The sequence below is a fragment of the Bradyrhizobium sp. genome (assembly GCF_049798375.1).
In the GTDB taxonomy this organism is placed as follows: Bacteria; Pseudomonadota; Alphaproteobacteria; order Rhizobiales; family Xanthobacteraceae; genus Bradyrhizobium.
This window is the reverse complement of the sequence record NZ_JBARGP010000383.1, coordinates 1-10,086: the sequence shown is the minus strand read 5'-3', so window position 1 is coordinate 10,086 and position 10,086 is coordinate 1. Positions and strand designations below refer to the sequence as shown.

Annotated in this window: 12 protein-coding genes; 8 read left to right on the top strand and 4 right to left on the bottom strand. The window is 64.0% G+C overall.

Annotation, left to right across the window (positions count from 1 at the left end):
* Positions 1-936, top strand: a 936-nt coding sequence (locus tag WA702_RS16410; protein WP_425111590.1) for an ATP-binding protein, incomplete at its 5' end; no start/stop codon positions are given.
* Between the two features lie 262 nt (positions 937-1,198).
* Here WA702_RS16410 and WA702_RS16405 read toward each other — a convergent pair.
* Positions 1,199-1,735 carry a DUF3617 domain-containing protein gene (locus tag WA702_RS16405; protein WP_425111591.1) on the bottom strand — a complete coding sequence of 179 codons (537 nt, stop codon included), beginning with the start codon at positions 1,733-1,735 and terminating at the stop codon, positions 1,199-1,201.
* Positions 1,736-1,797: 62 nt separating this feature from the next.
* Positions 1,798-2,094: a hypothetical protein gene (locus WA702_RS16400; RefSeq protein ID WP_425111589.1), complete on the bottom strand. Its 297-nt coding sequence runs from the start codon at positions 2,092-2,094 to the stop codon at positions 1,798-1,800.
* 170 nt (positions 2,095-2,264) lie between these two features.
* On the opposite strand from WA702_RS16400, the gene WA702_RS16395 reads away from it, so the two are divergent.
* Both WA702_RS16395 and WA702_RS16390 read left to right on the top strand, forming a co-directional pair.
* Entirely contained in the window at positions 2,265-2,726 is a 462-nt protein-coding gene (locus WA702_RS16395) for a hypothetical protein (RefSeq protein ID WP_425111588.1), read from the top strand.
* Between the two features lie 181 nt (positions 2,727-2,907).
* Positions 2,908-3,615, top strand: coding sequence for a ribonuclease T2 family protein (locus WA702_RS16390; RefSeq protein ID WP_425111587.1), 708 nt, complete (start codon positions 2,908-2,910; stop codon positions 3,613-3,615).
* 52 nt (positions 3,616-3,667) lie between these two features.
* Here the strand turns inward: WA702_RS16390 and WA702_RS16385 are convergent, their stop codons facing one another.
* Positions 3,668-4,147, bottom strand: coding sequence for a MarR family winged helix-turn-helix transcriptional regulator (locus WA702_RS16385; protein ID WP_425111586.1), 480 nt, complete (start codon positions 4,145-4,147; stop codon positions 3,668-3,670).
* A 95-nt stretch (positions 4,148-4,242) separates the two neighbouring features.
* Here WA702_RS16385 and WA702_RS16380 point away from each other — a divergent pair, with 95 nt between their 5' ends.
* The 3 genes from WA702_RS16380 to WA702_RS16370 all read left to right on the top strand — a co-directional run bounded on the left by WA702_RS16380 (position 4,243) and on the right by WA702_RS16370 (position 6,098).
* The gene (locus WA702_RS16380) at positions 4,243-4,623 is read left to right on the top strand and encodes a nuclear transport factor 2 family protein (protein WP_425111585.1); all 381 of its coding nucleotides are present in this window, start codon (positions 4,243-4,245) and stop codon (positions 4,621-4,623) included.
* Between the two features lie 143 nt (positions 4,624-4,766).
* Complete coding sequence (locus tag WA702_RS16375; RefSeq protein ID WP_425111584.1) at positions 4,767-5,627, top strand: 23S rRNA (adenine(2030)-N(6))-methyltransferase RlmJ; 861 nt, start codon at positions 4,767-4,769, stop codon at positions 5,625-5,627.
* Between the two features lie 255 nt (positions 5,628-5,882).
* The gene (locus WA702_RS16370; protein ID WP_425111583.1) at positions 5,883-6,098 is read left to right on the top strand and encodes a cold-shock protein; all 216 of its coding nucleotides are present in this window, start codon (positions 5,883-5,885) and stop codon (positions 6,096-6,098) included.
* Between the two features lie 269 nt (positions 6,099-6,367).
* Here WA702_RS16370 and WA702_RS16365 read toward each other — a convergent pair whose 3' ends face one another.
* The gene (locus WA702_RS16365) at positions 6,368-6,994 is read right to left on the bottom strand and encodes an outer membrane protein (RefSeq protein ID WP_425111582.1); all 627 of its coding nucleotides are present in this window, start codon (positions 6,992-6,994) and stop codon (positions 6,368-6,370) included.
* A gap of 275 nt (positions 6,995-7,269) precedes the next feature.
* Here WA702_RS16365 and uvrC point away from each other — a divergent pair, with 275 nt between their 5' ends.
* Positions 7,270-9,360: an excinuclease ABC subunit UvrC gene (uvrC, locus tag WA702_RS16360; protein WP_425111581.1), complete on the top strand. Its 2,091-nt coding sequence runs from the start codon at positions 7,270-7,272 to the stop codon at positions 9,358-9,360.
* Between the two features lie 126 nt (positions 9,361-9,486).
* Positions 9,487-10,086, top strand: a 600-nt coding sequence (locus WA702_RS16355) for a L,D-transpeptidase family protein (protein WP_425111580.1), incomplete at its 3' end; no start/stop codon positions are given.

Here is a 10,086-nt window from a genome sequence, read left to right as displayed (position 1 = left end):
GTCGGCCGCTCCAATCTGGTCGAGATCCGCATCGCGCTCGGTGACTCCGTGATGCGGGTGTTCGCGCAACGCAGCGCGGCCTACGCCTCCAACACCGACATCTTCCTGTTCTGGATGGTCGGCACCTCATCGATCCTGCTGACGGTCTCGGTGCTGTTCCTGCGCAACCAGATCAAGCCGATCCTGCGGCTTGCGGATGCGGCTGAAAGCTTCGGCAAGGGCCGCGAGGCGCCGAACTTTCGCCCGCGCGGCGCGCGCGAGGTACGGCGCGCGGCACATGCTTTCCTGGAAATGAAGGCGCGGATCGAGCGCACGATGGAGCAGCGCACCGCGATGCTCGCCGGCGTCAGCCATGATCTGCGCACCATCCTGACCCGCTTCAAGCTGGAGCTGGCGCTGCTCGGCGACAGCCCGGAGATCGACGCCATGCGCAAGGACATCGACGAGATGTCCGGCATGCTAGAGGACTATCTCGCCTTTGCGCGCGGCGACGGCGGCGAGGTGGCGCAGCCGACCGACATCTCCGCAGCGTTAGAGGAACTGCGCAGCGACGCCGAGCGCAATGGCCACTCGGCCTCCGTCTCGTTCCACGGGCTGCCCGTGGTCATCGTCAAACCGGCAGCGCTGAAGCGCTGCCTCGGCAATCTCGTCTCCAACGCAGCCCGTTACGCCGACAAGATCGCGATCAAGGGTCACCGCGATCATCGCTATCTGACGGTCACCGTCGATGATGACGGCCCCGGCATTCCAGCAGGGATGCGCGAGGAGGTGTTCAAGCCTTTCCTGCGGCTCGACGATGCGCGCAACCAGGATGAAGGTGGCACGGGCTTAGGTCTCGCAATCGCCCGCGACATCGCCCGCTCCCATGGCGGAGACATCATGCTCGGCGACTGCCCGATGGGCGGCCTGCGCGCGACGGTACGGATACCGGTTTAGCGACTGTCGCTTTACATACATCGTCCCGGCCAAGTGAACTACGAGCAAGGTGACACCGCTATTGTCAAGACAGGCGGGTCCTCGTCCTCACCGGTCGTCCCGGGCAAGCGAGCAACGCGAGCGCGACCCGGAATCCATAGACGCCGTCCGTAGTGAAAGGGCGTGCTGGCGCCACAGGGCGTCTCCACATAAACGGTTGTGGTTATGGGTAGGCCGTTCTCGGCGCGCAATTGCGCGCCTGACCGGGACGACGCCGTATTTGTTACTTCGCGCCGGGGATCAGCGCCTTCAGCTTCTGCATGTCCTTGACGTTCATCTTCATGCCGCCGGGCATCATGATGTCGCCGGGCTTCTGGTCCGCCTTGCAGGCCCCCAACCACTTTGCCTCGATGGCCGTCCTGGTGTCGAGCGGCTTGCCGCCAGGCCCCTTGTCGCTGTGCGAGGTGCTGTTGACCGTGTATGCCGAATTGAAATCCCCGACGATCTCGGCATGCGAGGTGATCGACGCGCCGGCAATATTGCAGACGGAGTCGGAGACATAGCCGGTCGCGGTCTTCCTGAGATCCTGCTTCGAGCACGCCTGCTTGGCGAGAGGCGAGACCGAGTTGTTCATGTCCTTGTCGGTGGTCTCGTCGGTGCAGTGCTGCATCGTCATGTCAGGGATCGGCGAGCCGCTCTTGAGCACCTTCATCTCCCACAGGCCAGCCTTGCGGATCGGCAGCTCGTCAGCGACCGCGCCGCGCGCAGACAGCGCGAGGAGCAGGCCACCGGCGATTGCGAATGCGAGAACCTTGCGCATCATGTCGTCGTATCCGGCTTCGATCCCAACGGGATCAGGCGCAGCTCGCGCGTTTCAGTACTTCAGTACAGCGTCCGCAGCGGTCGCTGCGCCGAGCCATAGGGCACCCAACGGCAGGCGAACGACAGATAGCCACCATACTGGTGGTCGGCTGCGAGGAATTTCGCCACCTTGCCGTAGGATGCACAGTGGTCGACCGCCATCTGCCGCGCGTCCGCCGTCTGCGCCAGCGGATAGGCGATGATCCCGCCGGTGTCGTTGCCCTTGAACGCCGGGACCGGCAACAAATCGGCTTTGGCCGGCACCGCCGCCAGCAGGCCGAGCCCGGCAATCAGACCCATCGCCTTCATCAATCGCATCAGATTCTCCATCAGCTCCAGGCAATGTAGAATGCCTCCCTGCCCAAGGAAAGGACGGTTGGTTGCCGCATCGATTCAAGTCGTGGAGTGTTGCCGCGTTGCACTTGACCTGCGATGGCCCGCACGGCACGGTCCGGCTCCCCTACCCGGATCAGCCCTGCGGACGGCCCATGCGCAAGCACAGCACTTTCCTCACTCTTCTCGGCGCCGGCTGCGGTGCCGTGTTCGGCCTTGCCGCCAGTGCACCGGCGCACGCCGCCAATCCGCTGGAGCTGAACTTCTGGCTGTCGGGTCCGAAATATGAAGGCCGCGTCGCCCCCTGCGAGTCCGCGCTGCCGACCATCACGTCGAACTTCCGGGAGAAGGAAAGCAGCTTCTGGAATTCGGCGCTGACCATCACCGGTTATGCCGACATCCACGAGATCGCCTTTCGCCCCTGGCAGTCCGACAACATTCCGCGGCGTTACTGCACCGGCAAGGTCATGGTCAGCGACGGCAAGCCCCGCACCGTCAACTTCTCGATCAGCGAGGATGGCGGCTTTGCCGGCTACGGCCAGGGTGTCGAATTCTGCGTGGTCGGCCTCGACCGCAACTGGGCCTATAATCCGGCCTGCCGTGCCGCCAAACCTTGATCGAAGAAGCCTTGATCGGAGAAGCCGTAAGCGGGCAGTCTTGATCAACACAGCGTCGATCAGCCGAGCCTGAACATTTGAACGATGTACCGCGCCGCTTCGCTTTCAAGCGCGCGGCGAATTTGTTCTTGAAATGTTCCGATCGCCTGTTAAAGTTCCCGTGATGTCCAGGGAGCTTACCATGTTCGATCGTCTGCTCGTAACAGCTGCCCGCTTCGCCAAGTCGTTTCGCCTGATCTCTGCCCTGCTGCTGACCGCTGCGGTCGGCGGCCTCGCACCGGCTCAAGCCGAAGACCGCCGCCAGAACGCGCCGGGCGCGTTCGATTTCTACGTGCTGTCGCTGTCCTGGTCGCCGTCCTTCTGCGCCGAAACCGAGGAGCGCGGCGGCAGGCGCTCGCAGCAATGCAGCGGCCGGCCCTACGCCTTTGTCGTGCACGGCCTGTGGCCGCAATATGAAAGCGGCTATCCGGAATATTGCGAGCAGCCTTCGCCGCGGCTGCAGCGCGAGGTCATGTCATCGATGCTTGACCTGATGCCGGCGCCGCGCCTGATCTACAACGAGTGGGACAAGCACGGCACCTGCGCAGGCTTGCCGGCCAAGGCCTATTTCGAAACCATCCGCAAGGCGCGTGCCGCGATCAAGATCCCGGACGACTTCCTCAACCTGTCTGACACAAAGACTGTAACCCCGGCCGCGGTCGAGGACGCCTTCATCAAGGCCAATCCGGGCCTGAGCAATACAGCCATCGCCGTGACCTGCAACCGCACCCGGCTCAGCGAGGTCCGGATCTGCCTGTCCAAGGAGTTGCAATTCCGCGCCTGCGACGAGGTCGATCACCAGGCCTGCCGCCGCGACGAGGTGACGATGCCGCCGGTCAGGGGCGGCTGATCACCCCGCGACGTCAGCGCACCTTGGCCGGACTAGCAGGATTACCGGCCGGTTAGGTTTCTTTCTTAGGGGTTGGCGCGCTGGGCGACACTTCCGCGCTCGCGATCCGATCGAGATTTGCGATCAGGCGCGTCAGCAAGGCCGTGAGTAGCCCGGCCTCCTCCTCCGTGAAGTCGCGCAGCACCTCACGATTGCCCCGGAGCAAGACAGCCACCGCTTCCGGCAGGCGCGCTTCTGCGCCCTTCGTGAGGGTGATGCGGCTGCTGCGCCCATCGGCCGGATCAGGCGTGCGCTTGATCAGCCCGTCCCGCTCCATGCGGGCGAGCATCTGCGCCATCGGCGGCTGCTCGATCTTGGCGAAACGGGCGAGATCACGTTGAGTGCTGGCCTGCCCCTCCCGAAGCGCGACCAGCACCGGCAGATGTCCAACGCCGAAGCCGAGCGGCTTGAGCCGGGCCTCGCTGAGCCGGGCAAATCCGCGCGCCGCCAGACTGATCAGGTGCCCGGGCGTCGCGAGCACATCCATATCCATCGCACCTTGCCTCTTGCACTTGCCGCCACGACGATACATACGTGCATATGTAAATCAATCGGCCGCGCATGCAATACCTGCAAGGAGAGTCCCCAATGGACGACGAGATCAAAATCCTTGAACGCATCTACGATCGCTTTAACGCGCGGGACATCGACGGCGTGCTGACCGCACTTACCGACGATGTCGCATGGGCCAATGGGATGGATGGCGGCCACGTTCACGGCCGCGAGGCCGTGCGCGCGTACTGGACGCGGCAGTGGTCCATGGTCAGTCCACGTGTCGAGCCTGTAGGCTTTCATCGCACCGCAGACGGCGCGATCTTCGCCGAAGTCCGTCAGTCCGTCCGCGATCTCGCAGGCAACCCGCTCCAGGGGCAGGCGACGCACGGGCTTCAAGACAAGACGGTCGGACACGTGTTTCGGCTTCGCGAAGGCAAGGTGGCTCGCTTCGACATCCAGGATGTTACCTGGTGACGTGACGCGAAGCGGCCACCGGCGAGCGCCCAGGAGCAAGTGTCGTTGGTTTCGCCCCGGGCTTCGTGCGGGAGCGATAAGAAGGTAGCGCCCGCTCGCAATGACGGGGCTTGCTTTCATCCGAGGACGTCGTAACTCAGGTCATGAACTACCGACACGCCTTCCACGCCGGCAGCTTTGCCGACGTCATCAAGCACATCGTGCTGGTTCGGATCCTGACCTATCTGCAGGATAAGCCGGCCGCGTTTCGCGTCATCGACACCCACGCCGGCGCCGGCCTTTACGACCTCACCGGCGAGGAGGCGAGCCGCAGCGGCGAATGGCTGACCGGGATCGCCCGCGTGCTGCAGGCGCGCTTCTCGGAGCAGGCGTACCCGCTGATGGCGCCCTATCTCGACATCGTCAGGTCGTTCAACGCCCCGCCCGCGCTGACCGCCTATCCCGGCTCGCCATTGATCGCACGCGCGCTGCTGCGGCCGCAGGACCGGATGACGCTGTGCGAGCTGGCGCCCGTTCCGCGTAAGCAGCTGATCGAGGCGCTCCGGCGCGACACCCAGGCGCGCGTGGTCGATCTCGACGGCTGGACCGCCCTGCCCGCCTTCGTGCCGCCGAACGAGCGCCGCGGCCTGGTGCTGATCGATCCGCCGTTCGAGGCGAAGGATGAATTCCAGCGGATGGGCGATCGCTTCGCCGCCGCCTTCGCCAAATGGCCGACCGGCAGCTACCTGTTGTGGTATCCGGCCAAGAGCCGGCGCGCCACCGACGATCTGACTGACCGCGTCGCCGACGCCACCGCCGCGTCGAAGCCGCCTGGCAAGCTGCTGCGGATCGAATTCAGCACCGGACCGCAGATCGAAGGCGAAGGACTGACATCGACCGGCCTGCTCGTCGTCAATCCGCCTTGGACCTTGCACGACGAACTCAAGCTGCTGCTATCCGAATTGCAGAAGCCGCTCGGCCAAGGTGGTGCTGCCCGCTACAGGTTGGAGTTCCCAAAACCTTGAAGCACCGGGCTACGGAAAATTCGTAGTCAATCGCCGCGGAACCGTATTATGCTGATGGTTGTAGGACTGGCTTTACGTTCCGCTTCCGCGAACGGATGCGGCGGGGTGATCAAGGCCTAACAAGAATCCGGATGGTTCGGGCACGTCAGGCCCGGATGCATCAAGGTGGCCACGCTTTCCGACACAGTGAATGTCCGGTCGGACACTGCGCATCGTCGCGCGGTGGAGGAAGCAATGCGGGGGAGGAGTTTCCCGATGGCCATGACTGGGACGGTCAAGTTCTTCAACGGCGAACGCGGCTACGGCTTCATCAAGCCGGACGATGGTGGACGCGATGTGTTCGTACACATCACGGCGGTCGAACGTGCCGGCCTGAAGGATCTGACCGAAGGGCAACGTATCACTTTCGAAGTTGAGCCGGACAAGAAGGGTAAGGGCCCCAAGGCAGTCAACCTGGTGCTATCCTCGTAGAGCCCGATCGGTGCCATCAGCCGGTCCGGCTCTCCCGCCGGGCATCCGGTAAAGGTCCGAACCGGGATGCGGGACGTCCTTTTGTTAATCGCTTGATCGCGTAGGCCGCCGGCGGAACAGCCGGATAATTGCGGGGTAGATTGATCTGCCGAGGACCGCACCGAGGACGCTTGTGCGGATGCAAGCACCAAACAAAAGCTGCGCACAAAAAAATTCCGGCCGCTCGCGCGGCCGGAAGGTCATGTTGTCGTTGCCGTTTCTTCTTTCTATCAGAAATGGAAGTTGACGCCTGCGCGCACCAATCCAAACCGATAGTCGTTCTTCGCCCCCGTAACCACGAAATTGCTGTTGTCGAGATCGACGTAGAGATACTCGATCTTGGCGGTCCAGTTCTGCGCCAGGCCAAACTCGGCGCCGGCACCGAGCGTCCAGCCCGCATTGGTGTGCGATTCCGAGACGCCGCCGAAAGTCAGGCCCTTCAGCTCGCCGAATGCAAGACCGCCAGTGCCGTAAAACAGGATGTTGTTGAAGGCGTAGCCGGCGCGGCCACGCGCGGTACCGAACCACGGATTGGAGAACTTCCACGGCGCGAACGTGTCGTCGGCGCCGGTCACGTTGATGTCGCCTTCGACACCGAACACCCATGGCCCGTTCTGCCAATTGTAGCCGGCCTCGATGCCGCCGGTGACGCCGGACGGCCTGGTCGGATTGTTGCCGACCGTGCCCCATTCATAGCCGAGAGTGCCGCCGAGATAGGGGCCGGCCCAGCTATAGGCATTGAGCGGCTGGTTCACGGTGTAGGGCGCGCGCGGCGCGTAGCCGAGGTCGGCGCCCTGCGCCGCGCTCGCGCAACCGACCACCGCCAACGCCATCGCGCCCACAACGAACCTGTTCATCGACCTTCTCCACGAGACACCGCCGCCGCCACGGCCTCGCGAAGCGCCCGTACGGGCTCCACCGAAGCATTCATGGTTACGAAACTGCAGCTTGTTTCGAGACGATTTATCGAGAGTTTTAAGTTAAAGCGTTATTAAGCCGGGTTACCGCACAATTAACGTCCTTAATGAAGCGTTACCCCGCAACGCCTTGTAATCACACGACTGTGCATGGAACGGCCAATGGCCGACACGACTGCTGGCGGCGCCGGCCACGAGCGCTTAAATTCGCAGCCATGACCACCCACAGTTCCGATCCGCCCAAGGTGCCTGAAATGGTGCCCGAGGTGACGCCCGCTCCAGAGAGCCACCGCGGCGCCACGGCCGACCTGCCGCCGGAAAGCCTCGATACGCCCGATATCGATCCTGCGGACAACCGGGCGGGCGAGGAGGATGACGAAGCGCGGTTGCCGGACCTGACCGAGGAAAACCTCGAGGCCGTCGGCGAAGGCCTGCTTGCGACCGGCCACGACGCGATCGAAAAAGCGGTGCGACTCGCACCGACCTCGCCCGGCGTCTATCGCATGCTGAATGCGAACAACGACGTGCTCTATGTCGGCAAGGCCAAGAACGTCAAAAAGCGCCTGTCGTCCTATGCGCGGGTCAACGCGCCGCTGCCGGCGCGCATCCTGCGCATGATCGCAGCGACCGTGACGGTGGAGATCGTCTCCACCGGCACCGAGACCGAGGCGCTGCTGCTCGAGGCCAACCTGATCAAGCAGTTGAAGCCGCGCTTCAACGTGCAGCTGCGCGACGACAAGTCGTTTCCTTATATCCTGATCACCGGCGACCATTGGGCGCCGCAGATCCTGAAGCACCGCGGCGCGCAGTCGCGGCCCGGCCGCTATTTCGGCCCGTTCGCCAATGCCGGCGCGGTCAACCGAACCATCACGGCACTGCAGCGCGCCTTCCTGATCCGCTCCTGCACCGATTCCTTCTTCGAGAGCCGCACCCGTCCCTGCCTGCTCTATCAAATCAGGCGCTGCGCCGGCCCCTGCACCCGGGAGATCGATTTTCCCGGCTATACCGAGCTGGTGCGCGAGGCGACCGACTTCCTCTCGGGGCGCAGCCACGCGGTCAAGCAACTGCTCGCGACCGAGATGGAAAACGCGTCCGGCGAGCTCGAATTCGAGACCGCGGCGGTTTATCGCGACCGTCTCGCGGCGCTGTCGGCGATCCAGTCGCAACAGGGCATCAACCCGCGTACGGTGGAAGAGGCCGACGTGTTCGCCATCCACCAGGAAGGCGGCTATTCCTGCGTCGAGGTGTTCTTCTTCCGCACCGGGCAGAACTGGGGTAACCGCGCCTATTTCCCGCGCGCGGAAAAATCGTTCACGCCGGAGGAAGTGCTCGGCGCCTTCGTCGCGCAATTCTATGACGACAAGCCGCCGCCGAAACTCATTTTGCTCTCGCATGAGATCGAAGAGCCCGAGCTGCTGTCGGAAGCGCTCTGCGTCAAGGCCGGCCACAAGGTCGAGGTCTCCTGGCCGAAGCGCGGCGAGAAGAAGGAACTGGTTGCGCACGCGGCTACCAATGCGCGCGAGGCACTGGGACGCAAGCTCGCCGACACGGCGACTCAGAGCCGGCTGCTGGACGCGATGACCGCGACGCTTGCGCTGCCGCAGGTGCCGAAGCGGATCGAGGTCTACGACAACAGCCACATCCAGGGCACCAACGCGGTCGGCGCCATGATCGTCGCCGGTCCCGACGGCTTCATGAAGAACCAGTACCGCAAGTTCAATATCCGATCGGAAGGGCTGACGCCGGGCGACGACTACGGGATGATGAAGGAGGTGCTGCAACGGCGCTTCAAGCGGCTGATCGCGCCCTCGGAGAAGGACAGCGCGCGCGCCAAGGACGATGACGTGCAGCAATGGCCTGACCTCGTCATCATCGACGGCGGCCGCGGCCAGCTCAATGCCGTCCGTGAGATCTTCACCGAGCTCGGCGTGACCAACGTCGCGTTGATGTCGGTCGCCAAGGGGCCGGACCGCGACGCCGGGCGCGAGACGCTGTTCATCCCCGAGCGCGAGGCGATCAAGCTCGAGCCGCGCGATCCCGTGCTGTATTTCATCCAGCGCCTGCGCGACGAGGCGCATCGCTTCGTGATCGGCTCGCACCGCAAGCTGCGCAAGAAGGACATCCGCGAGGCCGGCCTGCAGGAGATCCCCGGTATCGGTCCGTCACGCAAGCGCGCGCTGCTGCATCACTTCGGCACCCTGAAGGAGATCGAGCGCGCCTCGATCGCCGATCTCGGCAAGGTGCCCGGCGTCTCGGCCGAAAGCGCGCGAAAGATCTTCGAGTATTTTCACAGCCAGCCGAATTAGGGCATGTGTGCCAACCATGGGGCGCGGAACCAAGTCGGTGCCGCCTTACTTCACCCCAACGTAAGATCGAGATTATAAACACGATCCGACACGTAAGCGCCGACGGGCGTCCAACCGGGGTATGACATGGTCAATCGATGTCCGACGGCGCGATCCACTGGAGCGATGCGGCGTTGGGGACTGCCCGCGGTGGTCGCGCTTGCGACGATAGCCACATTGACCACGGTCGCCACGGCGCGCCAGGCGCGCCCTGCGCATACCGTCGAGGCGACGGCGCCGCGCGAAGCCGGCGAGCCGATCATGGCAATCGTGTCGATCAAGGCCCAGAAGGTGACGTTCTACGACGCCGACGGCTGGATCTATCGCGAACCGGTCTCGACCGGGATCACGGAGCGCGAGACCCCGGCCGGCGTCTTCGCTGTCCTCGAGAAGGACAAGGACCACCATTCGACCCTGTATGACGATGCCTGGATGCCGAACATGCAGCGCCTCACCTGGAACGGGATCGCGCTGCATGGCGGGCCGCTACCGGGCTATGCGGCCTCGCATGGCTGCGTGCGGATGCCTTATGGCTTTGCCGAGAAGCTGTTCAACAAGACCCGGATCGGGATGCGGGTGATCATCGCTCCCAACGACCCGGAGCCGGTGGACATATCCCACCCGGCACTGTTCCAGCCGAACGCTGGCGCCATCGCGGCAGCCTCCGGACGTGCCGAGACCGCGTCC

Bases quoted from the DNA above. Each gene is read 5' to 3' on its own strand.
- WA702_RS16405 (WP_425111591.1), bottom strand. From the start codon at position 1,735: ATGCGCAAGGTTCTCGCATTCGCAATCGCCGGTGGCCTGCTCCTCGCG.
- WA702_RS16400 (WP_425111589.1), bottom strand. From the start codon at position 2,094: ATGCGATTGATGAAGGCGATGGGTCTGATTGCCGGGCTCGGCCTGCTG.
- WA702_RS16395 (WP_425111588.1), top strand. From the start codon at position 2,265: ATGCGCAAGCACAGCACTTTCCTCACTCTTCTCGGCGCCGGCTGCGGT.
- WA702_RS16390 (WP_425111587.1), top strand. From the start codon at position 2,908: ATGTTCGATCGTCTGCTCGTAACAGCTGCCCGCTTCGCCAAGTCGTTT.
- WA702_RS16385 (WP_425111586.1), bottom strand. From the start codon at position 4,147: ATGGATATGGATGTGCTCGCGACGCCCGGGCACCTGATCAGTCTGGCG.
- WA702_RS16380 (WP_425111585.1), top strand. From the start codon at position 4,243: ATGGACGACGAGATCAAAATCCTTGAACGCATCTACGATCGCTTTAAC.
- WA702_RS16375 (WP_425111584.1), top strand. From the start codon at position 4,767: ATGAACTACCGACACGCCTTCCACGCCGGCAGCTTTGCCGACGTCATC.
- WA702_RS16370 (WP_425111583.1), top strand. From the start codon at position 5,883: ATGGCCATGACTGGGACGGTCAAGTTCTTCAACGGCGAACGCGGCTAC.
- WA702_RS16365 (WP_425111582.1), bottom strand. From the start codon at position 6,994: ATGAACAGGTTCGTTGTGGGCGCGATGGCGTTGGCGGTGGTCGGTTGC.
- uvrC (WP_425111581.1), top strand. From the start codon at position 7,270: ATGACCACCCACAGTTCCGATCCGCCCAAGGTGCCTGAAATGGTGCCC.